Source organism: Micromonospora sp. NPDC005367, from assembly GCF_040606825.1.
Classification (GTDB): Bacteria; Actinomycetota; Actinomycetes; order Mycobacteriales; family Micromonosporaceae; genus Micromonospora.
In genome coordinates this window covers 103,492-128,370 of record NZ_JBEXFP010000016.1, presented here as the reverse complement: position 1 = coordinate 128,370, position 24,879 = coordinate 103,492, and the positions used below count along the sequence as shown (strand labels likewise).

Sequence of the window (24,879 nt, the reverse complement as noted above, 5' to 3'; positions counted from 1 at the left end):
CGATGACGCGCTCCGCATCTGCGGGGCGTGGGACTTGGCTCTGCGGTTACACCGCGTAGACTCACCACCCGTGATTCAGCTTGAGCAAGTGACGAAGACGTACCCGAAGGCGTCCCGGCCTTCGCTCGACAACGTGTCCGTCTCCATTGAGAAGGGCGAGTTCGTCTTCTTCATCGGCCCATCCGGCTCCGGCAAGTCCACGATCATCAAGATGCTGTTGCACGAGGTCACGCCCAACAAGGGTCGGGTGGTCGTGAACGGCAAGGACGTCACGTCGATGCGTTCTTGGAAGCGACCGCACTTCCGGCGTTCCATCGGCTGCGTCTTCCAGGACTTCCGGCTGCTGCCGAACCGCACCGCGTACGAGAACGTGGCGTTCGCTCTCGAGGTCATCGGCAAGACCAAGGCGGTTGCCCGCCGGGTCGTGCCGGAGGTGCTCGAGCTGGTCGGGCTCGGCGGCAAGGAGCATCGCTACCCGCACGAACTCTCCGGTGGTGAGCAGCAGCGGGTCGCGGTCGCGCGGGCCTTCGTGAACCGCCCGCTGATCCTGCTCGCCGACGAGCCGACGGGAAACCTGGACCCGGACACCTCGATCGAGATCATGCGCCTGCTGGACCGGATCAACCGCACCGGCACGACCGTCGTGATGGTCACGCACGACTCCAACATCGTGAACCAGATGCGGCGCCGGGTCATCGAGATCGAGAGCGGCCGCATCGTGCGTGACCAGGCCCGCGGCGTTTACGGGTGAGCCCCCGCTCCCACCCCGCCGTACGAGCTGACGACGAACACCTCATGCCGGAGACCCGGAGGAATTCCCGATGCGGATGAAATACGTCCTGTCCGAGGTACTGGTCGGACTGTGGCGCAACGTGACCATGACCATCGCGATGATCATCACGATGGCGGTGTCGCTGTTCATGCTCGGCGGTAGCGGCCTTCTCTACCAGAAGGTCGGCGACATGAAGGACCTCTACTACGAGAACATCGAGGTCTCCATCTTCCTGACCCAGGAAGTGACCGAGGAGCAGCGTGCTGACCTGGACAGCAAGCTGAAGAGCGACCCCATGGTCAAGGAAGTCCTGTACGTCGACAAGGAGCAGGCGTACGAGCGCTTCCAGCAGATGTACGCCGACGCTCCGGACCTGGTCAACGCGGTCAAGCCGGACCAGCTGCCCGAGTCGTTCCGGCTCAAGCTCAACAACCCGGAGCAGTACAAGAACATCTACGACCAGTACAAGGAGAGCGAGGGCGTCGACGAGATCGTCGACCAGAGCAAGCTGCTCGACAAGGTCTTCGGCGTACTGAGCGGGTTCCAGAACGGCGCGCTCGCCATCGCGATCGTGATGGCGATAGCCGCCCTGCTGCTGGTCGCCAACACGATCCAGGTGGCCGCCTACAGCAAGCGACGCGAGGTCGCGGTCATGAAGCTGGTCGGTGCCTCCAACTGGTTCATCCAGGCGCCGTTCGTGCTGGAGGCCGTGGTTGCGGGTCTGCTCGGCTCGGTCCTCGGCCTGGTGGCCCTGGCTGTCCTGAAGGTCACGGCCGCCGGTAGCTCGCTGGCGGCCCTGGAGGGCCTGATCACGCCGGTGTCGTGGGGCGAGATCTTCCTGATCTACCCGCTGATGGCCGGCGTCGGTGGTCTGGTCAGCGCCGTCACCGCGTGGGTCACGCTCCGCTTCTACCTGCGGGTCTAGCTGCCGTACGGGTCGTCCCGGCATCGTCGCCAGGGCCCTCTCGCGCCGGAATATTCGGCGGGGGAGGGCCCTTGTGGTTAGGTAGCATGATCTCCGCTGTCGGCCGGGTCGCCCCGGTCGTCGACACGTCCGGAAGGGAGGTGGCGCCGATGCCACGGGAACAGGGACGGAAGGTCGTCGCCTCCAATCGCAAGGCACGGCACGACTACGCCATCCTCGACACGTACGAGGCGGGCATGGCGTTGACCGGCACCGAGGTCAAGTCGCTGCGGGCGGGGCGTGCCTCGCTGGTGGACGCGTTCGCGCAGGAGCGCAACGGCGAGCTCTACCTGCACGGCATGCACATCCCGGAGTACACGCAGGGCACCTGGACCAACCATGAGCCTCGGCGTACGCGGAAGTTGCTGCTGAAGCGGTTGGAGATCGACCGGTTGATCGGGAAGACCCGGGAGTCCGGTCTGACGCTGGTGCCGTTGCAGGTCTACTTCTCCGACGGCTGGGCCAAGGTGGAGATCGGCCTGGCCAAGGGTAAGAAGTCGTACGACAAGCGGCAGGACCTCGCCAAGCGGGACGCGGACCGGGAGATCGCCCGGGTCAGCGGCCGGCGCGGTAAGGGAATGCCTGAGTGATTTGTCTGCTTTGCGCGGGTCGAACTCGCCGGGTGGAGGCTCGGGATGAAACCCGTTGCGGCAGGCGTTAGTCTTGTCAGTGCCGCCACAACGGCGGCCCGTCGAGGGGGTGACTGGTTTCGACTTCGTACGCAGCGACAGGGGAAGCGAGCCGAGGAAGCCGACGTCGTCTCGAGAATCGGTCGTCGGAAACTTATAAGCGCCAAGAACAATCGCGCTGACTTCGCTCTCGCCGCCTGAGGCGAGTAGCGAGTCTGTCGGCCTGGGAACGCCTTCGTCCCAGTCTGCCGGCATCAGCTAGGAGGCTGGCCAACCGGACCCGGTCGCGGGGTCCGTGCGGCGAGATCAATCAGCGACTGGGCCCGTCACACCAACTTGCTCGCGTGAGCGGTGGGGCCGAGTAGAGGCATAGCGAGCTGCGCTCGGAGAAGCCCTGACAAACCGGCGAAGGACCCGGGTTCGATTCCCGGCACCTCCACCAGATGACGTGTGCGCCCCGTCCACCCGGACCGGGGCGCACAGTCGTATCCGGCCCCGGAACCGATGGTCCCGGCGCAACGTCGAACCGGGTATGCGTCGTTCAGTGCTCCTACTGGGTCTGCCGTTGCTGCTGGTGGCCGGCTGTGCGCCCGCTGACGCCGTGCGCGTCTCCGCCCCGACCGGCTCCCCGCCCGGAACAAGCCCGGGCTTCGAGCAGCAGGCGGCCGAGGTCGCCGACGCCTGGCAGCCCGTCCCGGAGTGGACGCAGGGGTACGTGCCGCTACAGGGGCCGACCCTGTTGACCGGCGAGCCGGGTTTCACCAGCGACACCGAGACGGCGTTCCGCAACGGCTGGTACCGGGACCAGATCGCAATGCCCACCGCCCGCCCGGCCGACGGCACCATCAGCTTCCCGGACGGCACGCTGGACGTTCCGTTGGTCGGCGCGGCCGAGGCGTACCGGGAACTGGACCAGGGCGACCCACCGCCCTGCCCGGGCCGGCCGGCGGCGCCACCGCGGACCAAGGGTGGGCCGACCATCGAACCCGGACCGGACGGCTGGGCCACCAGTGCGCCGCAGGCTGCCTGCGCCCCGTTGACCGTCACGGCCGTACGACTCGGCACCGCACCGGTCTGGACCAGCCGCGGCGAGGCGCAGGTGCCCGCCTGGCTCTTCACCGTCGAGGAGTTGACCAGTCCGGTGGCCCGGCTGGCGGTCGCCCCGGACGCGGTCACCGACGTGCCGGAACCGATCCTCCTGCCCCGAGCCGTCCCGGACGGGGTGGTCGGGGCACAGCACCTCCAGGCGGTGGCGGGCAACCGGATCTCGTACCAGTTGGGCGTCGGCGCCTGCGACGCCGACATCACCCCGTTCGTGTACGAGCGCGACGACGTGGTGGTCGTCGGTGGCGGCGTCACCCGCAGCGCCGGTGTCTGCACCGATCAGCTCAAGCTCCAGCCGGTCGAGGTCACCCTCGAATCGCCGCTGGGTGCGCGGCCCGTGCTGGACGTGGTCACCGGCGCGCCGCTGCGCATCGGCACGCGCTGAGCTGCCGGACGGTGGCCCGCCGGATCAGATGATCCTGGGCAGGTCGGTGGTGATCGGCACCGGAAGCACTGTGGGGCCGTCGTGGCGCAGCGCGGTCGCGAGCGCGTCGGCCAACTGTTCCGGTGTCTCCACCACCGCGGTGGCGCAGCCGTACCCGCCGGCGACCGCCGTGATGTCCAGGCCGGGCAGGTCCAGACCGGGCACCCCCGGGGCGTCCTTGAGTTCCGCGAACGCCTTGAGGATCGCGTACTGCTGGTTCACCGGCACCACGACGGCGAGTGGCAGTCGCAGCCGCGCGGCGGTCCACAGTGCCTGCACGGAGTAGTGGAAGGAACCGTCGCCGATGACCGCGACCACCGGCCGACCGCGTCCGGTGTCCCGCTCCGCCAGGGCGACTCCCACCGCGGCCGGCAACCCGTAACCCAGTCCGCCGCTGGCCATGGTGAAGTACGACGCCGGTCGGGTGATGCGCAGATGCCGGCGTAGCGCGGGCAGGTTCGACGGTGTCTCCTGGACCAGCACCCCGTCCTCGGGCCAGTGTCGGGCCAACGCCGCGAAGAGCGCGTCCGCGCTGAGCGGGCGGGTGACCTCGGGCGGCGTCGGCGCCGGTCGGGGCTCCGGCGGGGGGCGGTCCGCCGCCGGCAGCAGGTCGACCAGTGCGGCCAGGGCCAGTCCGGAGTCGGAAAGCAGGCTGTCCCCGACCGGTGCTCGGGCGGCTTCGTCCGGGTCGTCCGTGACGTGCAGCAGCCGGGCGCCGTCGGGCAGGTAGGAGCCAGGGACGTACGGGTAGTAGCGGAAGACCGGAGCGCCGACCACCAGTACGGTGTCGTGCCCCTTGAGTGCCTCGGCGAGCGGACCGATGGCGAACGGCAGCACACCCCGGTAGTGCGGATGGTCCTCGGGGAAGCCGGCCCGTTCGGGTGCCGGGGCCGACCAGGCCGGGGCGGCCAGCCGCTCGGCCAGCGCGCTCGCCAGGGCCCAGCCGTCGGCCCGGTCCACAGCCGCGCCGAACACCAGAGCCGGGGCGCGGCTCGCGGCCAGCACGGCGGCGAAGTGTCCCAGCTGTTCGGGGTCGGGGGCGTACCGGGTGGCCACCGAGCGCAGCGGCGGGGGCGGGTCGGCGGGCTGCGCCCAGTCGTCGAGCGGCAGCGAGAGGAAGACCGGCCCGGCGGGTGGCTGCACCGCGGTCGCGTACGCCCGCAGCAGCGCGGCCGGGATGTCCTGGGCACGGACCGGCTCGTAGGCCCACTTCACGTACGGCTGGGTGAGTTCCGCGGCGCGGCGGTTCGTCAACCGGGGTTCGAGCAGCAGCATCTCCCGGGTCTGCTGGCCGGCGGTGACGATCAGCGGCGTCTTGTTGTGCCAGGCGGTGACCAGGTTGCCCATGCCGTTGCCGGTGCCCGGGGCGGTGTGCAGGTTGATGTGCGCCGGACGGCCGGTGGCCTGGGCGTACCCGTCGGCCATACCGACCGCGGACGCCTCATGCAACGCGAGCACGTAGTGGAAGTCGGCGGGGAACTCCTGGAGGAACGGCTCCTCGGTGGAGCCGGGGTTGCCGAAGACGGTGGTCATCCCGAGGTCGCGCAACAGGTCGTACGTAGTGTCCCGGACCGTTGCCATCGCCACCTGCCTCCGTGTCGCGGCGCGTGCTGCGGCTCGCCGGCGTTGGCTGGCTGCCCCCGACCTCTTCGAATCTATCGGCACAGGGCAGGCGATTCGGGCGTTTCGTCGGCGCTGTGGTTTTGGTCTCCGCCGCCGCGAGGGCCCTCAGGGCAGTGCGATGGGCAACTTGATGCCGGCCAACGCGTGCCCGCAGGGGCAGTCCCGTTCGCTCGGGAGCGCCGCGAGCGCGTCCAGCAGCACCTCCCGCAGCCGATCGGTGTTCTCGCCGAAGACCCGGAACACCTCGGCCTGAGTCACCGACTCACCGGCGACCAGCCCGGCGTCCAGGTCCGTGACCAGAGCGATCGACGTGTAGCAGAGTTCCAACTCGCGGGCGAGCACCGCTTCCGGATGGCCGGTCATGTTGACCACCGTGCCGCCGAGGGAGGCGTACCACCGCGACTCGGCGCGGGTGGAGAAGCGTGGCCCTTCGACCACCACGACCGTGCCTCCGTCCACCGCCGAGACCTCCCGGCCCGCGGCGGCAGCGAGCAGCGTACGGCGGCCGTTCGGGCAGTACGGGTCGGCGAAGGGGACGTGCACCGCGCCGGTGTCGTAGTAAGTCTGAGGCCGCCCGCTGGTGCGATCGACGAGTTGATCGGGCACGACGAACGTGCCGGGGCCGAACTCCGGGCGCAGACTGCCCACGGCGCACGGCGCGAGCACCTGGCGCACCCCGAGCGACCGCAGCGCCCAGAGATTCGCCCGGTACGGGATCAGGTGCGGCGGGTGCCGGTGATCCCGGCCGTGCCGGGGCAGGAAGGCCACCTGTCGGCCGCCCACCTCGGCGATCGTGATCCGGTCCGACGGCGGCCCGTACGGTGTCTCCACCTCGTGCTCGCTGGCTCCGTCCAGGAGGCTGTACAGACCGGAGCCGCCGATCACCGCGAGTTCGGCCGCAGCCCTCATTTGTCGCATCCTCTCCAGCGCACGATCACCGCCCGCTCAGACCTTAGCCACCATCCCGGACGCAGGCTATGGTGCCAGGCATGGCGTTGACAGCGCGGGAGCCGACCGGCGTGAGTGGCGACGATTCCTGCGCCGCGGCGCACAGGTGACGGGTGTGGAGATGCACGGAGAGGGCCAGGCGATCGGCGGGCGGGCGATGGAGTCGATGACCGGGCGGCTGCTGGTCGCGACACCGGCGCTGAAGGACCCGAATTTCGACCGCACGGTGGTGCTTCTGGTGGCGCACGAGCCGGGCGGGGCGCTCGGTGTGGTGCTCAACCGGGCCACCGAGGTGCCGGTCGCCGACGTGCTCGGCGGCTGGAACGATCTGGCCCGCCACCCTGCCGTGCTGTTCGAGGGCGGCCCCGTGCAGCCGGACAGCGCGATCTGCCTGGCCCGATTGCGGCACCCCATCAAGCGGGTCAAGGGTTTCCAGCAGATCTCCGGGGCGGTCGGCACGATCGACCTCTCGGTCGACCCGGAGCGGCTGCGGGAGCACATCGGCAGTATTCGGGTCTTCGCCGGTTACTCCGGCTGGGGCGCGGGGCAGCTGGAGCAGGAGATCGAAGAGGGATCCTGGTTCGTGCTCGACGCCCTGCCCGGTGACGCCTTCGTCGACCGCCCCGACGACCTGTGGCCGATGGTGCTGCGCCGGCAGGGCGGGATGATGGCCGCGGTGGCCCACTTCCCGCCGGACGTGGCGCTGAACTGACGCGCGGGCCCGCCCTGGGGTCGGGATCGCCCATCAGGTCGGCGCCGGGGTCCGGCCGCCGGCCGCGACCGGGGGACCCCGCGAGATGACCGCGGTGGCCGGCATGTGTATAGTTTCGCCAGTGCCCGGGCGACCGGGACAGCAGCAAGGGGCCGTGGCGCAGCTGGTAGCGCACCACACTGGCAGTGTGGGGGTCAGGGGTTCGAGTCCCCTCGGCTCCACCCTTCGCGATCAGGGCGTTCGTCAGGCATGACGGACGCCCTTCGTCGTTCCGGACCTCAGAAGTCGTCCGTCCGTCTCATGGCGACCCCGGTGGCCACCGCCCGGAAGTCCTTCGTCAGCGCGTTGAGATCATCCGTGCTTTCCCATCGGATCAGCTGACCGTTCGAGCCCGTCTCGAAGACGACACATTCCAGGTCGGTGGTTACGAAAACGCCGGACGAGCTGTCGTCCTCGCCACCGATAAATCCCACCAGAAGAGTTTCCGATGCGACCAGACCGTGATTGGTCAGCAGGTCACGAAGATCTCCGAAGTCGGCGTCGCTACGCAGTAGATCGGTCAGTTCTCTGACTTCTTGTCGCAGTTGTTCCTCGACTTCACTCTGCCGAGTCACTTCATGCATGCTCGCATCATCCACCGACGGGCTGGCCGAGGCTGCCACGCGGATCCAGGCACACGGCGGCAAGATCGACTGGGGCACGGCCGACGTCACCGACAGCGACCAGGTCGCGGCAATGATCGCCGAGGTCGTACGCCGACATGGCGGACGCCGCTTCCAAGGCTGCCGTCAGCGTGCTGAGTCGATGGCGGCGCCACCGCCTGAGTCGGGCAAACGGGCGGGCCCCGCTCCAGCTGCGGCCTCGCCCCGAACGCCGCCTACGGGGCGGCGTGCCCGCAACGTCACCTATGGGCTCTGGAGAGAGGATTCGCGGCCCGGATACGGACAATGGCGCCGTCGCTGCTCACGACGGCGCCATTGCGGATACGACAACGGCGCCGTCGCTGTTCGCGACGGCGCCGTTTGCGTCAATTCAGCCCTGGCGGCCCTTCCACTGCGGGTTCGCGCGGTTCACCACGACCACCCGGCCGTGCCGGCGGACCACCGTCGAACCCGGCTTCTGCTTCAGCGAGCGCAGGGAGCTACGTACCTTCATCTCGGACCCTCCTCGGGGTGGGGTCTTCGGTTCCGTGGGTGTCAACGCCGGGGCGCGGCCCCAGATTCCCCGCCCCACCGACACCACCCCGGGGTCCGCTCAACCGAGGTGACGGTCGATCTCGGCCAGCTCCTCGGCACTGAAGTCGAGGTTGCGCAGCGCCGCGACGTTGGCCTCCAGCTGCGGCACGCTGCTCGCCCCGATGATCAGGCTGGTCATCCGCGGGTCACGCAGCGCCCAGGCGAGGGCGAGCTGGGCCAGCGACTGGCCGCGCCGCTCGGCGATCGTGCCGAGCGCCCGGATGATCGTCATCCGCTTCTCGTCGAGGTCGCTCTCGTTGAGGAAGACGCTGGTGCGTACCCGGGAGTCGGACGGGATGCCGCCCAGGTAACGGTCGGTGAGCAGGCCCTGCGCCAGCGGGCTGTACGCGATGCAGCCGGCCCCGGCCGCCTCGAGCGTGTCCAGCAGGCCGTCGGCCTCGGTCCACCGGTTGAGCATCGAGTACGACGGTTGGTTGATCAGCAGCGGCGTACCCAGGTCGCGCAGGATCGCGGCGGCGCGGGCGGTCTGCTCGGAGTTGTAGTTGGAGATGCCGACGTAGAGCGCCTTGCCGGAGCGGACGACGGCGTCCAGCGCGCCCATCGTCTCCTCCAGCGGGGTGTCCGGGTCGAACCGGTGCGAGTAGAAGATGTCGACGTACTCCAGCCCCATGCGGCGCAGCGACTGGTCGAGCGAGGAGATCAGGTACTTGCGGGAGCCCCACTCCCCGTACGGGCCGGGCCACATGAGGTAGCCGGCCTTGCTGGAGATGACCAGCTCGTCGCGGTACGGCTTGAGGTCGGTGGCCAGCATGCGGCCGAAGTTCTCCTCGGCCGTGCCCGGCGGCGGACCGTAGTTGTTGGCGAGATCGAAGTGGGTGACTCCGAGGTCGAACGCGCGGCGGACGATGTCTCGCTGCCGCTCGTACGGGCGGTCGGGGCCGAAGTTGTGCCACAGGCCGAGGGAGATGGCGGGCAGCCGCAGTCCGCTGCGGCCGCTTCTCCGGTAGGTCATGGTGTCGTAGCGGTCGTCCGCGGCGAGATAGGTCACGATCATGAGCCTATGCCGGGTGGCGGCGACCCGCCGAGCGGCGGTGACCGGGTCGCGTCGGCCGGCGTCACCCACCCGGCCGGCGAGGAGTTGACCACCACGCCGGCAAGAGAACGGGGAGCCAGATGGACGACATCACCGCCATGATCATGGATGACCACGCCGCGTTCCGGCGCGGGTTCGCGCGGCTGGACGACGCGCGGGACGAGCAGGAGTTGCTGGGCATCTGGGAGGCGCTCGCCCTGCACCTCGACATCCACGCCGAGGCCGAGGAGGCCATCCTCTATCCGCACCTCGTGCGGCACGGTGACGAGGGCGAGGCCGAGACGGTCGATGCGGTGGGCGACCACAACAAGATCCGCGACGCGATCGCGGAGTCCAAGCTGCACCCGGTGGGCTCCGACCAGTGGTGGGCGGCGGTGTGGCGGGCCCGCCGGGAGAACAGCGAGCACCTCGCCGAGGAGGAGGACGAGGCGCTGCCTGACTTCCGCCGGCACGCCGGCGCCGAGCTGCGGGCCGAACTGGGCCACCGCTGGCTGACCTTCTACGGCGAACACAAGAACGGCCGCAACCTGGTCTTCCGCGACAAGGACCCCCAGGGGTACGTGCGCGAGCACCGATAGATCTCCCCGGCGCGGGGGAGTCGCCGCCGGGTGTGCCGGCCATCAGGCGGGCACCCCCACCCGGCGCGCGCTAGCGTGGGTCGAGTGACTGCGCCCAACCCGGTAATCCCGGTTCCACCGGCCGACCTGCCCCGCACGCTCGGCGAGCTGCGAGCGGCCGGTCACCGCTACCGCACCGTCAAGCAGGAACTCCGTGACAACCTCATCGCCCGGATGCGCACCGGCGCGGACCGGTTCCCCGGCATCGTCGGCTACGAGGACACCGTCCTGCCCGAGGTCGAGCGGGCCCTGCTCGCCGGGCACGACCTGGTGCTCCTCGGCGAGCGGGGCCAGGGCAAGACCCGACTGATCCGCTCGCTCGCGGCGCTGCTGGACGAGTGGACCCCGGTCATCGCCGGCTCGGTGCTCAACGAGCACCCCATGCACCCGCTCACCCCGGCGTCCCGCGCCCAGGTCGCCGAGGCCGGCGACGACCTTCCGGTCGGCTGGCTGCACCGATCGATGAGGTACGGCGAGAAGCTCGCCACGCCGGACACCAGCGTGGGCGACCTGATCGGCGACGTCGACCCGATCCGGATCGCCGAGGGCCGGACCCTCGGTGACCCCGAGACGATCCACTTCGGCCTGGTGCCGCGGACGAACCGCGGCATCTTCGCCGTCAACGAGCTGCCCGACCTGGCCGAGCGGATCCAGGTGGCACTGCTCAACGTGCTGGAGGAGCGGGACATCCAGGTCCGCGGCTACCAGCTGCGGCTGCCGCTGGACCTGCTCCTGGTGGCCAGCGCCAACCCGGACGACTACACCAACCGGGGCCGGATCATCACCCCGCTCAAGGACCGGTTCGGCGCGGAGATCCGTACCCACTACCCGGTCGAGCTGGAGCTGGAGCTGGCCCTGATCCGGCAGGAGGCCGACCTGGTCGCCGAGGTGCCGGAGCACGTGCTGGAGGTGCTGGCCCGGTTCGCCCGCGCGGTGCGCGAGTCGCCGTCGGTGGACCCGCGTTCCGGTGTGTCCGCCCGGTTCGCCATCGCCGCCGCCGAGACCGTGGCCGCCGCCGCGCTGCGCCGAGCCTCCCTGCTCGCCACCGGCTCGGATGACGAGGTCGCCCGCCCCGAGGCCCCGGTGGCTCGGATCGGCGACGCCGTCTCGGTGACGTCCACGCTGCGCGGGAAGGTCGAGTTCGAGAGCGGCGAGGAGGGGCGGGAGATCGAGATCCTGGCCCATCTGCTGCGTACCGCGACCGCCGAGACGTTCCGGGCCCGGCTGGCCGGGCTGGACCTCTCCGGCTTCACCGACCTGGTCGCCGAGGGCACCGTGATCGAGACCGGCGAGCTGGTCGGTTCCGCCGACCTGCTGCGGCAGGTGGGCACCGTGCCGGGGCTCGCGAAGGTGCTGGACCGGCTCGGGATGGGCGACGCGCCCATCCCGGCGGAGGCCGCCGCCGGCGTCGAGTTCGTGCTGGAGGGGCTGCACCTGACCCGCCGGCTGGGCAAGGACGTGACGGAGTCCGGCCGGACCGTCTACGGCGACCGGGGCTGAGCATGGCCGGCAACCGGTTCCGGTACGGGCAGTGGCGCGGCGGACCGGACCCGCTCGCGCCCCCGTACGACGTACGTGAGGCTGTCGACGCCGTCGGCGCCGAGGTGCTGGCCGGCGGCAGCCTGCGGGAGACGCTGCGTGACCTGCTGCGCCGGGGCCCCAACGGGCGGCGCGGCCTGGACGAGCTGGCCGCCCGGGCGCGGCGGATGCGCCGGGAGGCGCTGCGCCGGGGTGACCTGGACGGGGCGGTGACCCGGTCACAGGCCCTGCTCGACCAGGCACTCGCGGCCGAGCGGGACGAGTTGCGCGGCCGGGAGGACGACGCGGCGCGCTTCGCCGAGACGGTGCTGGACAACCTGCCCCGCTCCACGTCGCGGGCGGTGCAGGAGTTGTCCGGCTACCAGTGGGCCAGCGAGGAGGCCCGCCGCACCTACCAGCAGATCCTCGACGGGCTCCGCGACGACGTGCTCGGGCAGCGTTTCGCCGGCCTGCGGGACGCGGTCCGCGCGACCGCGGACCCGGCGGCCCAGCAGCGGCTCGGCGAGATGATGCACGACCTGAACGACCTGCTGGCCCGGCACGCCCGGTCGGAGGACACCGGCGACGCGTTCGCCGAGTTCATGCGCCGGCACGGCGAGTTCTTCCCGGAGCAGCCGAAGGACGTTGACGAGCTGATCGACGTACTGGCCCGCCGGGCGGCCGCCGGGGAACGGCTGATGCGCTCCCTGTCGGACCGGCAGCGCGAGGAGCTGGCCGGGCTCATGCAGCAGTCGCTCGGCCAGCAGCTGGCCGGGGAGATGTCGCAGCTCGACGCGCACCTGCGGGCGCTCCGGCCCGACCTGGGCTGGGGACGGGGCGAGCGGGTCCGGGGCGAGCAGCCGCTCGGCTACGGCGAGGCGACCGGGGTGCTCGACGAGATCGCCGAGCTGGACGACCTGCTCGACCAGCTCGACCAGGAGCATCCCGGGGCGACGCTGGACGACGTCGACGTGGAGGCGGTCGCCCGTACGCTCGGGCGGGACGCGGCCGACGACGTACGCCGGCTGCGGGACCTGGAGCGGGAGCTGCGCCGGCAGGGCTGGGTGACCCGTGACGCCGAGGGGCTGACGCTGAGCCCGAAGGCGCTGCGCCGGCTCGGCGGCACCGCGCTGCGGCGGGTCTTCGCCGACCTGACGGCCGGGCCGCGCGGTCAGCACGACCTGCGCTCGGCGGGCGCCGCCGGCGAGGTGAGTGGCGCCTCCCGGCCCTGGGAGTACGGCGACGAGCAGCCGCTGGACGTGGTGCGCACCCTCACCCGGGCGGTACGCCGGGCCGGTCCGTCGGTGCCGGTGCAGCTCGCGGTCGAGGACTTCGAGGTGGTGGAGACCGAGCGGCGTGCCTCGGCGGCGGTGGCGCTCTGCGTGGACCTGTCGTACTCGATGATCTCGCAGGGGCGCTGGGGGCCGATGAAGCAGACGGCCCTGGCCCTGTCGCACCTGATGGCGACCCGGTTCCCGCAGGACGCGCTTCAGATCATCGGGTTCGGCCGGGAAGCGATGCCGCTGACCCAGCAGGAGCTGGCGGCGGTCGAGCCGGACATGGAGCAGGGCACCAATCTCCAGCACGCGCTCCGGCTGGCGGGCCGGCACCTGCGCCGGCACCCGGACGCCGAACCGGTGGTGCTGGTGGTGACCGACGGGGAGCCGACCGCTCACCTCGACCCGGAGGACGGGGAGGCGTACTTCCACTGGCCACCGTTGCCGGAGACGATCGAGGCGACGATCCGCGAGGTGGACCGCCTGGCCCGGTACCGGGCGACGCTGAACCTGTTCATGCTGGGCGACGACCCGGGGCTGCGCCGCTTCGTCGACGCGGTGGCCCGCCGTTCGAAGGGCCGGATGTTCACGCCCGATCCGGACGACCTCGGCGAGTACGTCGTCTCCGACTACCTGCGTTCACGCCAGCGCCGCGGCTGACGCCGCGCGTCGTCGATCACGCGAGTTGGGGTGGCGGGGCGCCCGTCCGGGTGAACCGGCCACCACAACCACGTGATCGGCGGGGCGGCGCAGGGTTGACTGGGTTGGTGGAGAGCGGGAGGCTACGGGGCGCGTACGAGGAGGTGCTCGCCGAGATCGACGAGGGCGGCTTCGGTGCGCCGCCCGCCGGTCAGCTAAACGCCGAGCAGATCGTGGCGCATCTGGCCGCCAACGACGAGTTGATGCTCGCGGCGACCGAGGCGGTGCTGGCCGGCTCGCCGTTCGCCTACTACGACCTGGAGACCATCCACCGCCCGCAGGTGGACGCCCTGGTCGCGCAGTACGGCGGCTTGAACGGGCTGGCCACGCTGCTCCGCGCCACCAGCGGGAAGCTCTGCGCGCTCACCGACCGGCTCGGGCCGGCTGCCCAGACCCCGGTCGAGACCCACCTGCGCGAGGGCTTCGACCTGCGGGTCGACGACGTCCTGCCGTGGGGCAGGACTCTCGACCTGCACACCACCGTGCACCTGCCGAAGCATCTCGCGCAGCTGCGCATGCTGCGCTCCGGCTGACCGGCGGGCGGCGATCCGCGCTCGGCCGGTCAGCCGGAACGGTCCCGGCAGGCACGACGAAGCCGCCCTCAACAACGCCGACCAAGGCACGTTTCGGGTGCGGGCCCGATACCTCTCAGGCATAAAAATGCCTCTGAGGTATCGGGCTCCGGGGAGACGTGGCTGCTGGGCGCATCAGCGAGCTCGGCTGTCGACACCTGCCCGGAGGCGTGGCCGCCCCGCCCACCGCGGGCACGTCACTCGACGACCCGGATGTCCCCCCAGAAGGCCACCCGGTCGCGGACCATCTCGGCATCCGGCTTCGGGTTCGGGTAGTACCAGACCGCGTCGGCGCTCTTGCGCCCGTCGTGCTCCAATGAGTAGTACGACGCGGTGCCCTTCCACGGGCAGACGGTGTGGGTGTCGGACTCGCGGATCAGGTCGTCGCGCAGCGCGGAGCGGGGGAAGTAGTGGTTTCCCTCGACCACGACGGTGTCGTCACTCTCGGCGATGACCAGGTCGTTCCAGACGGCTTTCGGCATGCGTCCCACGCTATGTCGCCCGGCCCGCTCGCGACCACTGATCTTGCGCCCGGCCCTGCCGCGTACCGCTCGGTCCTGCCGCGTACCGCTCGGTCCCGCCGCGTACCGCGGGGCGCCGGGCGAGACCGGGTCAGCGGGTGGGCTCCGGGTCGGTGACGTCGGCGACGGTGGCGCCCAGCACGTCGAGCGCCGCGTCGGCGTCCACCGCCACGGCCACCCCGTGCTCGCCCGCGCCGAGGGTGATGGTCCGGCCGCGTACCCGTTCGTCGGCGATCACCGGCCAGGCCGTGGTCGCGCCGAACGGGGTGATGGTGCCGCGCTCGTAGCCAGTGACGGCCTTCGCGGTCGCCGCGTCCGGCATGGAGATGCGGTTGACGCCGAGCAGGGTGCGCAGCTTCGGCCAGGAGACGACGCGGCCGCCGGGGGTGAGCACGAAGAGGTGGTCGTCGGGGCCGCGCCGCACCACGATCGTCTTCACCACGTCGGGGACCTCGACCCCGCGTACGGCGGCGGCCTCCGCGAGGCTGGTCACCGCCGCGTGCTGGATAACCCGGTACGGCAGGCCGGCGGCGTCGAGGGCGGCGAGCGCGGGTGACGGCATGTCGTGCACCGTAACCCGCAGCGGGCTGGTGGGGAGTATGAAAAGGCCAACGTGGACATCGGGTGCCGTCGCGGCCAACGGGCGTAGAGTGATCACATGGGCTCGGTCCGTGTGGATCCTGAATCGGTCGACCATGACAGTGCGGTGACGACGCTGCGGCGCTCGTACGCGGCGGTGCCGTCCGGCGAGCCGATCCGGCTCGCCAAACGCACCTCCAACCTGTTCCGGCCGCGTACCGAGGTGCGAACGCCGGGGCTCGACGTGAGCGGGCTGACCGGGGTCATCTCGGTCGACCCGGCCGCCCGCACGGCCGACGTGCAGGGCATGTGCACCTACGAGCACCTGGTCGACGCGACCCTCCCGCATGGGCTGATGCCGCTGGTGGTGCCGCAGCTGCGCACCATCACGCTGGGCGGCGCGGTCACCGGGCTGGGCATCGAGTCGACGTCGTTCCGCAACGGCCTGCCACACGAGTCGGTCACCGAGCTGGACGTGCTCACCGGCTCCGGCGAGATCGTCACCGCTCGCCCCGACGGCGAACACGCCGACCTCTTCGCGGCCTTCCCGAACTCGATGGGCAGCCTCGGCTACGCCACCCGGCTGCGCATCGAACTCCAGCCGGTGCGGCGGTACGTGGCGTTGCGCAACGTACGGTTCACCCGGCTGGAGGCGCTCACCGACGCGATCGCCGAGGTGACCGCCACCCGGTCCTGGGACGGGGTGCCGGTGGACGCGATGGACGGGGTGATGTTCAGCCCCGGCGAGGCGTACCTGGTGTTCGGCACGTTCACCGACGAGGGGGAGCGGCCCAGCGACTACACCGGGCAGGACATCTACTACCGCTCGCTGCGCCGGCGCATCCGGGACACGCTCACCACGTACGACTATCTCTGGCGCTGGGACACCGACTGGTTCTGGTGTTCCTCGGCGTTCGGCGTGCAGCACCCCGTGGTGCGCCGGCTCTGGCCCGCGCGCTACCGGCGCAGCGACGTCTACCACCGTCTGGTCCGGCTCGAGCACCGCCACGGTGTCGCCGCCCGGATCGAGCGGCTACGCGGCCGGCCGGCCCGGGAACGGGTGGTGCAGGACGTGGAGATCCCATTGGAGCGGACGGCCGACTTCCTGCGCTGGTTCGCAGGCGCGGTCGGGATGACCCCGGTCTGGCTCTGCCCACTGCGACTCCGTGAGCCGGCGGGTCCCGGCTCGACCCGATCCTGGCCGCTGTATCCGCTGCGGCCGGGCCAGGACTACGTCAACATCGGTTTCTGGGGGAGCGTTCCGATCGCCGAGGGCGCCACCGACGGTGACGCCAACCGGTTGATCGAACGCGTGGTGTCGGAGATGGGCGGGCACAAGTCGCTCTACTCCGACGCGTACTACGACCGGGACTCCTTCGAGCGGCTCTACGGCGGTGCGACGTGGCGCGCCGTCCGGGACCGCTACGACCCGGAGCACCGGCTCACCGGACTGTACGAGAAGGCGGTGGCGAGAGCATGAGCCTGACCGATCGTGACCAGGGGGCCACAAGCGTCCCCGACACACCGCCGGCGGGGGGCCGGCGGTCGCGTACGACCGTGGCGGACGTGGTCCGCGCGGTGACCCTGGGTGATCTGCCGATACGGATAACGGGCTACGACGGCAGCGCCGTCGGTCCGGCCGACGCCGGGATCACGCTGGCCGTCCGCTCCGAGCGGGGGCTGTCCTATCTGCTCACCGCTCCGGGTGACCTGGGGATGGCCCGCGCGTACGTCAGCGGCGACCTGGGGTTGGAGGGAGTGCATCCGGGCGACCCGTACGAGGCGTTCCGGGTGCTCAGGGACGATGTGCGGCTGCATATGCCGGCGTTGGGCGAGGCGCTGACGCTGGTGCGGGGGCTGGGCTGGGAGCGGCTGCGGCCGCCGCCGGCCCCGCCGCAGGAGGCACAGCCGCGCTGGAAGCGGGTGATGGGCGGGCTGCGGCACTCCCGATACCGGGACAGCTCGGCGATCTCGCACCACTACGACGTCTCGAACGCGTTCTACGAGCGGGTGCTCGGCCCGTCGATGACGTACACCTGTGCGGTCTTCCGCTCTCCGGACGACACGCTGGAGCAGGCCCAGGCGTCGAAGTACGAGCTGGTCGCCGCGAAGCTGGCGCTCAAGCCGGGGATGCGGCTGCTCGACGTGGGCTGTGGCTGGGGTGGGATGGTCCGGCACGCGGCTCGCGAGTACGGCGTCAAGGCGCTCGGTGTGACGCTGTCGAAGGCGCAGGCCGAGTGGGCGCAGGCGGCGATCGAGCGGGAGGGCCTGAGCGAGCTGGCCGAGGTGCGGCACATGGACTACCGGGACGCGCCGACCGAGGAGTTCGACGCGATCTCGTCCATCGGCCTGACCGAACACATCGGGGTGCGGAACTACCCGGCCTACTTCGGGGCGCTGCGCGACCGGCTGCGCCCGGGCGGGCGGCTGCTGAACCACTGCATCACCCGGGCGGACAACCGGGCTCCGCACCGTTCCGGCGCGTTCATCGACCGGTATGTCTTCCCGGACGGTGAGTTGGCCGGGCCGGGCCGGGTGATCAGCGAGGTGCACGACGCCGGGCTGGAGGTGCACCACGAGGAGAACCTGCGGCAGCACTACGCGCTGACGTTGGCGGGCTGGTGCCGCAACCTGGTCGAGCACTGGGACTTCTGCGTCTCCGAGGTGGGCGCCGGCACCGCGCGCGTGTGGGGGCTCTACATGGCCGGGTCGCGGCTCGCGTTCGAGCGCAACAACATCCAGCTGCACCAGGTGCTGGCCACCCGCAACAACCCGGACGGGAGCAACGGCTACCCGCTGCGCCCGGACTGGCTGCCCTGACCCGCGCCTGATCCCCACGAACGGCCGCGCCATCCGCGCGGCCGTTCGTCGTTCGGTTCGCTGACATCGTCGGCCCGGTGCGCCAGTCAACCTTCGGGTGACCGCCGTCGTCCTTGTTGGGGACGGAAGGAGAACCGGTGCGGCGGAAGGAACGCTTCGAAGGGCTGGATGTCCTCGTCGCCGAACGTGGCCACGCGCTGCTCGCGACGGCGGTGCTGCTGACGGGCAGCCGTGTCGCCGGTGAGGACCTCGTGCAGGCGGCACTGGAGCGGCTGATGCGGAACTGGAACCGCGTGCACGGCGACCGGGAGGGGTACCTGCGGCGCACGCTGTACCACCTCGCGGTTGACCGGTGGCGGCTGCGCCGGCGGCGGCCGGAGGTGCTGGCCGAGGTCGAGCCGCCGAGTCAGCCGGACGGGACGGACGCTCTGCACGTCCGGCAGGCGCTCATCCAGGCCCTGGCCGAGCTGCCGCCCAGGCAGCGGGCCGTTCTGACGCTCCGTTACTGGGAGCAGCTCAGTGAGGCGGAAGCCGCCGACCTGCTCGGCTGCTCGGTCGGCACGGTCAAGTCCTCCGCCTCGCGGGGGCTGGCCCGGCTGCGTGAGCTGACGGCCGGCTGGGTTCTCGAGGACGCAGCTGTGAAGGGAGCAGGCGGATGAAGACGAATCTTGAGGATCAGTTGACCACTGGCATGCGTGACGAGGTCCGCGGTCTGGTGTTCAGTCGTGACGTCCTGGGAGACGCCGCCCGGCGGCACCGGCGGCGCGTCGCTCTGCACCGGACGGCGTACGCCGCCGGCGTGGTCGCTGTGGTGGGGGCATTGGCCACGGTCGCGACCATCGGTGCCGGTGCCCCCGAAGGCGCGGAGAGGCCGCATGGGCCGCTGGCCGAACGGCCTCCGGCGGCCAGTGCCGACTCGCCGCAGTTGCGGCTCGCCGCAGCGGCCGCGGCCAGCGAGAACATCAGCTACCGGGTGAAGGTCACGACGACCTCGAAGGACGAGGCGCCACCGGAGGGGGAGCTGCCCGAGACGGCGAGCGAAAGCTGGGTCACCACGGGGGCGTTCGATCCGACGACGGCCACCGGTTACCTCGAATCGCCGTACAACGGGAAGCTGCGGCCTGTCATCGCGGCGGGTTACGAGCACGAGCGGCTGGTCAACGGTGTCCGCTACACCGGGGCGCGGGACGGTGCGGACCTCGACAGCGGGAAGATTTTCTGGAGGAAGCACCCGGGGAAGCAGGACAACCTCGACTACGACATGGCGATGGGTGGCGGCCTGGGTGCCTCGGCGGATCCCCAGCAGCTGTTCCGGCTGCTGCGCCGGGCTGGCGCCACGGTGACGGAGAAGGCCGCCGGCGTCTATCACTTCGGGGTCACGGTGAAGGACGCTTCCGACGGAATCCTCGCCGACGAATTCGTGGGCGACGTGACGATCGGCGCGGACGACCGGATCGCGAAGGTCACCTACGCCCGTACGGCAGAGACGAGCATCCGCGGCAGTGACTACACGTACCACCTCGGCGTGGTCATCGAGCTGTCCGGTTACGGCGTGCCGGTGAAGGTTGAGGTGCCGGCCGGAGCCGACCTGCGGCCGTCCAAGTAGGCGCACGTCCCACGAAAGGCCGCGCGACACGCGCGGCCTTTCGTCGAACCGATTGACAAACAAATTTTGTACGTACAAACTGATTTTGCCATGAGAGATGTCCTGTACCTGGAACAGATCGAGCAGGCCGAGACCCTGCTCAAGCCGCAGCGCGTGGAGGTGTTGCGGCAGCTGGCCGAGCCGCGCACCTGCACCGAGGTGGCCGCCCGGTTGGAGCAGACGCCGCAGCGCGTCTACTACCACGTCAAGCAGTTGGTCGCGGCCGGCCTCGTCGACCTGGTCGCCGAGCGCAAGGTCCGCGGCATCACCGAGGGCATCTACCAGGCCGCCGCCCGGTCCTACTGGCTCTCACCCCGGCTGGTGGGCCGCATCGGGCTGCGCCGGGCTCGCGACGAGCTCAGCCTGGGCTACCTCCTCGATCTCATGGAGGAGGTCCAGGCCGACATCGCCGCCCTCGACCGGGCCGCGCCCGAACTGCCCTCGGTTGGGGTGTCGGGCGAGATCCGCGTGCCGGCGGAGCAACGCCAGCAGTTCCTGCACGACCTGCAGACCACTCTGCAGGACCTTTTCACCCGCTACGGCGGCGCCGAGGGAGACGCGTTCAAGCTCGCCGTGGCCTGCTACCCGAAGGGGAAAGACCGTGAGTGAACCGATGAAGCTGCACGCCCGTCTCGCCGCCCCGATCGAGGCGGTTCGCCAGGCCCTGACCGACGCCGCCGAGCTGCGCGTCTGGCTGGCCGAGCACGCCGAGGTCGAGCTGCCCCAGCGGTACGAGTTCTGGGGCCGCTACACCCCCGACGGTGACGCGCCGCGCCAGCGCCCGCTGCACGTCGACGACGAGACGCTGCGCTTCGCGTGGACGCTCGACGGGGTGGAGACCACCACCGAGTTCCGGCTGCGGGCCGAGAGCGCCGATTCGACGATCCTCAGCCTGAGCCAGAGCCACTGGGACTTCGCCGACGTGATCAGCGGCGCGATCCGCGGGGTGCTGCAGACGTACTGGTGCCTCTCCACCGCCAACCTCGCCCTGCACCTGGAGGGCGCGCCGCTGCTACCGAAGATCGACTTCACCTCCACCGAGATGCGCGGCGAGATCCTCATCGACGCGCCGATGGCCAAGGTGTTCACGTCGCTGACCGACTCCGAGCAGGCCAGCGCCTGGTTCGGCCACCCGATCGGCATCGAGCCGTGGGTCGGCGGCCGCTACGCCATGGGTGGTTTCGAGTCGGGTCACGCCGCGAAGGTCGTCGACCTGGACCCGGGGCGCAAGGTCTCCGTCGACTGGGGACCCATCGGCGTCACCACCTGGGAGCTGGCCGAGTCCCACGGGAAGACCAAGCTCACCTTCGTGCAGAGCGGCTTCGACGAGGCGCACCCGCCGTACGCGGGCTGGGCCGGATCGCTGAGCGGCCTGTACGAGCTGCGCCGCTACAACGAGCTGGCGGACTGGCAGCCGATGTGGCTCACCGAGGAGCCGAGCGCCGAGCCCGAGACGGTGATTACCGCCGGCTGACCCGCTGCGCCGAGGTGACGGTGTCCCGAGCCGTCGGGACACCTCCACCTCGTTGGTCCTGCTGCGGCTGCCTAACCGCGTAGCCCGTGTCGAGCCGGCGGGCATCCTGCGCAGAGCTGCTGTAGCGGGCACTCAGGCGATCGCGGCGATGTCGCCGTCGTCGAAGTAGATGGCCTGGTGCAGCCGTCCGCCAAGTGCGGCCGCGTAGCGGGCCACGACGTCCTGGCCGGAGATCCGGCCCTGCTCGATCTGGGACACTCTGCCCTTGGTGATGCCCATCCGGTCGGCGATCTGTTGCTGGGTAAATCCCCGAGCTCGGCGTATCTCCGCGAGCCGGTGGCCGACCACCTGCGCGAGGAGCTCGTCCTTGCCGGCCTGCACCGCGTCCTCGCCGCCCGCGCGTCGCACATACTCAGCCCGGATGTCCTGCCAACGCACATGACCGCTCATGCCGGTCCCCCTCCTGCTGTGCGCGCTCCTTCAAGTAGACCGCGTACCAGTGCTCGGCCAGCGGAATGGCCTGCTGGTACCAGGTCTTCCACTGTCCAGCCTTGTCTCCGGCGACCAGGAGAATGCTGGACCGCCATGGGGCGAAGACGAACGAGATGCGCACCGTTCCAGGCCGCAGTTCCCTCGTCCTGACCCGCTCGCCGAGTATAGCGATCGGTAAACATGGCGGACGGTGCCGAAGGTCAGGTGGCCGCAGGCCGGCACCTCGGTATCGGCCGACGGTGGCCCGGCGGCCGGCAGACGTCGGTCCCGGCCGGCGCGGGTTGCGCTCGGCCGGTGCGATCGCGGCCTATCCTGGCGGATCATGACGAGCAGCGAGCAGCGACTGACCGCCATCCGGGGCGGCGTGCCGCCGCGGCGGCACAACGCCCGGACGATCGCCGCGCTGACCGGCAACCCGGGCTGCACCCGGCGGGCGGTGCTGGACGGCGCCGGGGTCGACAAGACCGGCCTGGCCGAGCGAATCGGCTTCCCCGCCCGCTTCGGCCAGTCCCGGTTCGCCATCACCCGCGGCAACACCTTCGAGGCGCAGGTCAAGGCCGACGGCGGGGCCGAACTGCTCCGCCTGGTCGCCGAGCGGCTCGGCGTCGAGCCCGGCGACCGGGCCGACTGGACCGACCTCGGTGCCGCCGACGACCTGCCCGCGCGGCACACCCGGTCCCGCGAGCTGCTGACGGCCGCCGTGCCCACCGGCCCGCGCCAGCCGGCCGCACTCTTCGACCATCCGCTGCTCAGCCTGGAGGTCGCCGGGCGGCGCGTGCACCTCGAACCGGATCTGGTCGCCGCCCGGCTGGCCGGCCGGTTCCACGTCGTGGAGATCAAGTCCTTTCCGGTGATCGACGGGCAGGCCGATCCGGCGAAGGTGTCGGCCGCCGCGACCCAGTCCGCGGTGTACGTGCTGGCGCTGCGCGAACTGCTCGCCGCGTCCGGGCACGACCCCGAGCTGGTGTCACACGACGTGGTGCTGATCTGCCCGCTCGACTTCGCGAACCAGCCGGTGGCGAGCCTGCTCGACGTACGCAAGCAGCTGCTCGTGCTGCGCCGTCAACTGACCCGGATGGATCGCCTCGACGACCTGTTGGCCGCGGTGCCCGCCGACTTCACCGCCGACCTGACCGCCGACCCGGAGACACTGACCGCCGCGCTGGCCCGCGTCGAGGCCCGGTACGCGCCGGAGTGCCTGGCCAGCTGCGAGTTGTCCTACTTCTGTCGGCACGAGGCGCGTGGCCGGAGCGCTGCGATGGGACGGCCGGTCCGGGAGGCGCTCGGTGGGGTCGGCACCGTGGCGGAGGTGATGGCGCTCGCCTCCGGCGAACGCGCTCCCGAGCCGGAGCAGGCGGAGGCCGCCGCCCTGCTGCGCGCCGCCGCCCGGTTGCGCTCCGACGCCCTCGGCGCTCCGGCATGAGTACGCTGCGCGCGCTCGCGAAGGCGCAGGCCGTCGCCGCCGGGGTGGCCCAGCCGGTGGCCACCGTGCGCCACATCCACCTGCACGAACGCCCACTGGTGCTGGTGCCGCTCGCACTGGCCGGTGAGGCGAACGCCCCGTTGGCCGCCCTGGTCGGCGCGGCGCCGGACGAGGCGAAGCTGCTGATCGTGCCGCAGCCACGTAACCGGAGCCAACGCTTCGCGTTCGCAGCCGAGCTGGCCTCGGTCGTGCTGCCCCACCTGGACGCGTACCGGGGGGCGAGCGAGGCGGTGGCGGTCGACCGGGGGCGGGACGTCCGCCACCGGTACGTGGACGCGCCGCAGCTGTTGGTGCCGAACCCGGCCGGGATCACGTTCCTGCGGCTGCTCGGCCGGTCGACGCGGTTCCGCCGCCCGGACGGGGACTATCCGGTGCATCCGTCGGTGCCGCTGCTCGGGCGCTGGCTGACGTTCTTCGGCGAGCGGGCCGAACATCCCGGCTCGTCGGCGCTGCTGGCGATGACCGACGCGCTCACCCTGCACTGGGCGACCGGGCAGAGCGCGGTCGAGGACCTGCACCTGCCGGCGCTGTTCGGCTGGATCGACCCGCCGGCCGGGCTCACCGGCGCCGAGGCGGCCGCCCGGGCCGAGGATCCGTCGACGCACCCGCCGGCCGGGCCGGCCACCGATCCGGACTTCGACAACCACCGGCTCGCCCCGGCCATCGAGGCGTACGCCGAGGCGGAGGAGGACCCGCGGGCGCGTGCCGAGGCGTACGCGGAGCTCGAAGCGCTGCTGCGCGACCAGCTCGCCCCCACCTGGGAGCTGATGTGGCGCGGCGTCGGGCTGCTGCGCGGGCTGACCCCCGGCGCTCGGGTCGAGGGACGCTGGGCCGGTGACCGAGACGCTTTCACCGCGCACGCGGAGCACGTGGATTCCGGCGGTGGCCCACAACCCCGCCGGGACGGCGCGGTGGCCGCGGCGGTACGGCTGCACCGGCTGGAGCGGGCCCTCACCTCGTACGCGGTGCAGCGCGCCTACGACGATCCGCTGGTGATGGCCGAGCACCGGCTGACCGGTGAGGCGTTCGTCGGTGACGTGACGCTGGCCGACCCGAAGCGTGTCGACGACAGCGGGAAGCGGCCGGTGCTACGTCCCCGGATCCAGCTGGTTACCACCGAGCCGGTGCTCGTGCCGGTCGGTGCGACGTTGTACTGCCCGGCCCGGCCGTCGCAGAAGGCCCGGGTGGTCTTCGTGACCCCGGGCGCGGACGGCAAGACCGAGGTGGTGTTGGAGCTCTCCGGCGGGATGGGGCGCGGGCTGACCGCGCCGCCGGGCAGCGTGCCGGAGGTGGGGGAGCGCCTCTGCTACACCACTTTGTCCGATGCGTACCTGCTGTCGGGGGCGTTCCCCGCCCCGGAGGAGACGCCGTGGACCCACGGCGGCCCACCGGGTTTCGTGGCCGATGCTGCTGCCTCCGGTGAACTGCCCGGCTCGGACGGTGACCCCCGGGAGGAGTGGGCCTGATCCGGGGCAGCTCGACAGGGCGGTCAGGCAATTGTCCGACGAGCCGCCCGGTCCACTTGCGACACCGCGGTCGTGACCACGGTCCGTGATTGCTGCGCCCCGGATCGCCCAGCGGCGCGGGCGGGTGCGGAAGCACGTCAATGCGGTCGGCCGGGGCGGGGCGGGTGAGAGCCCGGAAGGTCGAGCAGGCCGCCATTGTCGCGCGAAGGTGACGCTGCGTATATCGGGAACCATCCGGTCGGCCCCTGGCG

Annotated in this window: 25 protein-coding genes, 1 tRNA gene, 1 other RNA gene and 1 pseudogene; 19 read left to right on the top strand and 9 right to left on the bottom strand. The window is 71.2% G+C overall.

Annotated features, from left to right (window positions below):
- Positions 1-70: 70 nt before the first annotated feature.
- The 5 genes from ftsE to ABZS42_RS14345 all read left to right on the top strand — a co-directional run bounded on the left by ftsE (position 71) and on the right by ABZS42_RS14345 (position 3,854).
- On the top strand, positions 71-751 hold the full coding sequence (gene ftsE / locus ABZS42_RS14365; RefSeq protein ID WP_073832794.1) for a cell division ATP-binding protein FtsE: 681 nt from the start codon (positions 71-73) through the stop codon (positions 749-751).
- A 70-nt stretch (positions 752-821) separates the two neighbouring features.
- The gene (ftsX, locus tag ABZS42_RS14360) at positions 822-1,697 is read left to right on the top strand and encodes a permease-like cell division protein FtsX (protein ID WP_355145214.1); all 876 of its coding nucleotides are present in this window, start codon (positions 822-824) and stop codon (positions 1,695-1,697) included.
- Between the two features lie 149 nt (positions 1,698-1,846).
- Positions 1,847-2,326 carry an SsrA-binding protein SmpB gene (smpB, locus tag ABZS42_RS14355; protein ID WP_355145235.1) on the top strand — a complete coding sequence of 160 codons (480 nt, stop codon included), beginning with the start codon at positions 1,847-1,849 and terminating at the stop codon, positions 2,324-2,326.
- A 105-nt stretch (positions 2,327-2,431) separates the two neighbouring features.
- Positions 2,432-2,807: a transfer-messenger RNA gene (ssrA, locus tag ABZS42_RS14350) on the top strand.
- Positions 2,808-2,897: 90 nt separating this feature from the next.
- Positions 2,898-3,854, top strand: coding sequence for a hypothetical protein (locus ABZS42_RS14345; protein ID WP_355145212.1), 957 nt, complete (start codon positions 2,898-2,900; stop codon positions 3,852-3,854).
- 24 nt (positions 3,855-3,878) lie between these two features.
- Here the strand turns inward: ABZS42_RS14345 and mdlC are convergent, their stop codons facing one another.
- The gene (gene mdlC, locus ABZS42_RS14340; RefSeq protein WP_355145210.1) at positions 3,879-5,474 is read right to left on the bottom strand and encodes a benzoylformate decarboxylase; all 1,596 of its coding nucleotides are present in this window, start codon (positions 5,472-5,474) and stop codon (positions 3,879-3,881) included.
- A 147-nt stretch (positions 5,475-5,621) separates the two neighbouring features.
- Positions 5,622-6,425, bottom strand: coding sequence for an S-methyl-5'-thioadenosine phosphorylase (locus ABZS42_RS14335; RefSeq protein ID WP_355145208.1), 804 nt, complete (start codon positions 6,423-6,425; stop codon positions 5,622-5,624).
- Positions 6,426-6,585: 160 nt separating this feature from the next.
- Here ABZS42_RS14335 and ABZS42_RS14330 point away from each other — a divergent pair, with 160 nt between their 5' ends.
- Both ABZS42_RS14330 and ABZS42_RS14325 read left to right on the top strand, forming a co-directional pair.
- On the top strand, positions 6,586-7,176 hold the full coding sequence (locus ABZS42_RS14330; protein ID WP_355145233.1) for a YqgE/AlgH family protein: 591 nt from the start codon (positions 6,586-6,588) through the stop codon (positions 7,174-7,176).
- 148 nt (positions 7,177-7,324) lie between these two features.
- A tRNA-Ala gene (locus ABZS42_RS14325) sits at positions 7,325-7,397 on the top strand.
- A gap of 57 nt (positions 7,398-7,454) precedes the next feature.
- On the opposite strand, the gene ABZS42_RS14320 is transcribed toward ABZS42_RS14325, so the two are convergent.
- The 3 genes from ABZS42_RS14320 to mgrA form a co-directional block, all read right to left on the bottom strand.
- On the bottom strand, positions 7,455-7,877 hold the full coding sequence (locus tag ABZS42_RS14320) for a hypothetical protein (protein WP_355145206.1): 423 nt from the start codon (positions 7,875-7,877) through the stop codon (positions 7,455-7,457).
- Between the two features lie 331 nt (positions 7,878-8,208).
- Positions 8,209-8,331 carry a 50S ribosomal protein L36 gene (locus ABZS42_RS14315; protein WP_132346848.1) on the bottom strand — a complete coding sequence of 41 codons (123 nt, stop codon included), beginning with the start codon at positions 8,329-8,331 and terminating at the stop codon, positions 8,209-8,211.
- A gap of 99 nt (positions 8,332-8,430) precedes the next feature.
- A complete protein-coding gene (gene mgrA / locus ABZS42_RS14310) occupies positions 8,431-9,426 on the bottom strand; it encodes an L-glyceraldehyde 3-phosphate reductase (RefSeq protein WP_355145204.1) in 996 nt (331 codons plus the stop codon).
- A 119-nt stretch (positions 9,427-9,545) separates the two neighbouring features.
- On the opposite strand from mgrA, the gene ABZS42_RS14305 reads away from it, so the two are divergent.
- The 4 genes from ABZS42_RS14305 to ABZS42_RS14290 all read left to right on the top strand — a co-directional run bounded on the left by ABZS42_RS14305 (position 9,546) and on the right by ABZS42_RS14290 (position 14,109).
- Positions 9,546-10,043 (top strand): hemerythrin domain-containing protein, encoded by a 498-nt coding sequence (locus ABZS42_RS14305; protein WP_355145202.1) that lies wholly within the window; start codon positions 9,546-9,548, stop codon positions 10,041-10,043.
- Positions 10,044-10,118: 75 nt separating this feature from the next.
- A complete protein-coding gene (locus ABZS42_RS14300; protein WP_355145200.1) occupies positions 10,119-11,582 on the top strand; it encodes a sigma 54-interacting transcriptional regulator in 1,464 nt (487 codons plus the stop codon).
- Positions 11,583-11,584: 2 nt separating this feature from the next.
- A complete protein-coding gene (locus tag ABZS42_RS14295; protein ID WP_355145198.1) occupies positions 11,585-13,537 on the top strand; it encodes a VWA domain-containing protein in 1,953 nt (650 codons plus the stop codon).
- Positions 13,538-13,644: 107 nt separating this feature from the next.
- On the top strand, positions 13,645-14,109 hold the full coding sequence (locus ABZS42_RS14290; RefSeq protein WP_355145196.1) for a hypothetical protein: 465 nt from the start codon (positions 13,645-13,647) through the stop codon (positions 14,107-14,109).
- Between the two features lie 236 nt (positions 14,110-14,345).
- Here the strand turns inward: ABZS42_RS14290 and ABZS42_RS14285 are convergent, their stop codons facing one another.
- Both ABZS42_RS14285 and ABZS42_RS14280 read right to left on the bottom strand, forming a co-directional pair.
- Positions 14,346-14,630 carry a DUF427 domain-containing protein gene (locus ABZS42_RS14285; RefSeq protein ID WP_355145194.1) on the bottom strand — a complete coding sequence of 95 codons (285 nt, stop codon included), beginning with the start codon at positions 14,628-14,630 and terminating at the stop codon, positions 14,346-14,348.
- Between the two features lie 130 nt (positions 14,631-14,760).
- Positions 14,761-15,231: a YbaK/EbsC family protein gene (locus tag ABZS42_RS14280; protein ID WP_355145193.1), complete on the bottom strand. Its 471-nt coding sequence runs from the start codon at positions 15,229-15,231 to the stop codon at positions 14,761-14,763.
- A 96-nt stretch (positions 15,232-15,327) separates the two neighbouring features.
- On the opposite strand from ABZS42_RS14280, the gene ABZS42_RS14275 reads away from it, so the two are divergent.
- The 6 genes from ABZS42_RS14275 (at position 15,328) to ABZS42_RS14250 (ending at position 21,187) form a co-directional block, all read left to right on the top strand.
- Positions 15,328-16,728, top strand: coding sequence for an FAD-binding oxidoreductase (locus ABZS42_RS14275; protein WP_355145191.1), 1,401 nt, complete (start codon positions 15,328-15,330; stop codon positions 16,726-16,728).
- Entirely contained in the window at positions 16,725-18,068 is a 1,344-nt protein-coding gene (locus ABZS42_RS14270) for a class I SAM-dependent methyltransferase (RefSeq protein ID WP_355145189.1), read from the top strand. The genes ABZS42_RS14275 and ABZS42_RS14270 overlap by 4 nt, the downstream gene beginning before the upstream one ends.
- Positions 18,069-18,205: 137 nt before the next feature.
- The gene (locus tag ABZS42_RS14265; protein ID WP_355145187.1) at positions 18,206-18,727 is read left to right on the top strand and encodes a SigE family RNA polymerase sigma factor; all 522 of its coding nucleotides are present in this window, start codon (positions 18,206-18,208) and stop codon (positions 18,725-18,727) included.
- Entirely contained in the window at positions 18,724-19,674 is a 951-nt protein-coding gene (locus ABZS42_RS14260) for a hypothetical protein (protein WP_355145185.1), read from the top strand. The genes ABZS42_RS14265 and ABZS42_RS14260 overlap by 4 nt, the downstream gene beginning before the upstream one ends.
- Before the next feature lie 90 nt (positions 19,675-19,764).
- A complete protein-coding gene (locus ABZS42_RS14255) occupies positions 19,765-20,322 on the top strand; it encodes a helix-turn-helix domain-containing protein (protein WP_355145183.1) in 558 nt (185 codons plus the stop codon).
- Positions 20,315-21,187 carry an SRPBCC family protein gene (locus tag ABZS42_RS14250; RefSeq protein WP_355145181.1) on the top strand — a complete coding sequence of 291 codons (873 nt, stop codon included), beginning with the start codon at positions 20,315-20,317 and terminating at the stop codon, positions 21,185-21,187. Before ABZS42_RS14255 ends, ABZS42_RS14250 begins: the two co-directional genes overlap by 8 nt.
- Positions 21,188-21,319: 132 nt before the next feature.
- On the opposite strand, the gene ABZS42_RS14245 is transcribed toward ABZS42_RS14250, so the two are convergent.
- Complete coding sequence (locus ABZS42_RS14245) at positions 21,320-21,637, bottom strand: helix-turn-helix transcriptional regulator (protein WP_355145179.1); 318 nt, start codon at positions 21,635-21,637, stop codon at positions 21,320-21,322.
- A pseudogene (locus tag ABZS42_RS14240) lies at positions 21,600-21,821 on the bottom strand (type II toxin-antitoxin system RelE/ParE family toxin); the annotation flags it as partial. The gene ABZS42_RS14245 and the pseudogene ABZS42_RS14240, both read right to left, overlap by 38 nt.
- Positions 21,822-22,001: 180 nt before the next feature.
- Between ABZS42_RS14240 and ABZS42_RS14235 the strand changes: the two are divergent.
- The gene (locus tag ABZS42_RS14235) at positions 22,002-23,102 is read left to right on the top strand and encodes a hypothetical protein (RefSeq protein WP_355145177.1); all 1,101 of its coding nucleotides are present in this window, start codon (positions 22,002-22,004) and stop codon (positions 23,100-23,102) included.
- Entirely contained in the window at positions 23,099-24,628 is a 1,530-nt protein-coding gene (locus ABZS42_RS14230; RefSeq protein ID WP_355145175.1) for a hypothetical protein, read from the top strand. The genes ABZS42_RS14235 and ABZS42_RS14230 overlap by 4 nt, the downstream gene beginning before the upstream one ends.
- Positions 24,629-24,879 lie beyond the last annotated feature (251 nt).

Excerpts from the sequence above, each read along its gene's own strand:
- ftsX (WP_355145214.1), top strand. The coding sequence starts at position 822 with ATGCGGATGAAATACGTCCTGTCCGAGGTACTGGTCGGACTGTGGCGC.
- smpB (WP_355145235.1), top strand. The coding sequence starts at position 1,847 with ATGCCACGGGAACAGGGACGGAAGGTCGTCGCCTCCAATCGCAAGGCA.
- ABZS42_RS14345 (WP_355145212.1), top strand. The coding sequence starts at position 2,898 with ATGCGTCGTTCAGTGCTCCTACTGGGTCTGCCGTTGCTGCTGGTGGCC.
- mdlC (WP_355145210.1), bottom strand. The coding sequence starts at position 5,474 with ATGGCAACGGTCCGGGACACTACGTACGACCTGTTGCGCGACCTCGGG.
- ABZS42_RS14335 (WP_355145208.1), bottom strand. The coding sequence starts at position 6,425 with ATGAGGGCTGCGGCCGAACTCGCGGTGATCGGCGGCTCCGGTCTGTAC.
- ABZS42_RS14330 (WP_355145233.1), top strand. The coding sequence starts at position 6,586 with ATGCACGGAGAGGGCCAGGCGATCGGCGGGCGGGCGATGGAGTCGATG.
- ABZS42_RS14315 (WP_132346848.1), bottom strand. The coding sequence starts at position 8,331 with ATGAAGGTACGTAGCTCCCTGCGCTCGCTGAAGCAGAAGCCGGGTTCG.
- mgrA (WP_355145204.1), bottom strand. The coding sequence starts at position 9,426 with ATGATCGTGACCTATCTCGCCGCGGACGACCGCTACGACACCATGACC.
- ABZS42_RS14305 (WP_355145202.1), top strand. The coding sequence starts at position 9,546 with ATGGACGACATCACCGCCATGATCATGGATGACCACGCCGCGTTCCGG.
- ABZS42_RS14295 (WP_355145198.1), top strand. The coding sequence starts at position 11,585 with ATGGCCGGCAACCGGTTCCGGTACGGGCAGTGGCGCGGCGGACCGGAC.
- ABZS42_RS14285 (WP_355145194.1), bottom strand. The coding sequence starts at position 14,630 with ATGCCGAAAGCCGTCTGGAACGACCTGGTCATCGCCGAGAGTGACGAC.
- ABZS42_RS14280 (WP_355145193.1), bottom strand. The coding sequence starts at position 15,231 with ATGCCGTCACCCGCGCTCGCCGCCCTCGACGCCGCCGGCCTGCCGTAC.
- ABZS42_RS14275 (WP_355145191.1), top strand. The coding sequence starts at position 15,328 with ATGGGCTCGGTCCGTGTGGATCCTGAATCGGTCGACCATGACAGTGCG.
- ABZS42_RS14270 (WP_355145189.1), top strand. The coding sequence starts at position 16,725 with ATGAGCCTGACCGATCGTGACCAGGGGGCCACAAGCGTCCCCGACACA.
- ABZS42_RS14260 (WP_355145185.1), top strand. The coding sequence starts at position 18,724 with ATGAAGACGAATCTTGAGGATCAGTTGACCACTGGCATGCGTGACGAG.
- ABZS42_RS14255 (WP_355145183.1), top strand. The coding sequence starts at position 19,765 with ATGAGAGATGTCCTGTACCTGGAACAGATCGAGCAGGCCGAGACCCTG.
- ABZS42_RS14245 (WP_355145179.1), bottom strand. The coding sequence starts at position 21,637 with ATGAGCGGTCATGTGCGTTGGCAGGACATCCGGGCTGAGTATGTGCGA.
- ABZS42_RS14235 (WP_355145177.1), top strand. The coding sequence starts at position 22,002 with ATGACGAGCAGCGAGCAGCGACTGACCGCCATCCGGGGCGGCGTGCCG.
- ABZS42_RS14230 (WP_355145175.1), top strand. The coding sequence starts at position 23,099 with ATGAGTACGCTGCGCGCGCTCGCGAAGGCGCAGGCCGTCGCCGCCGGG.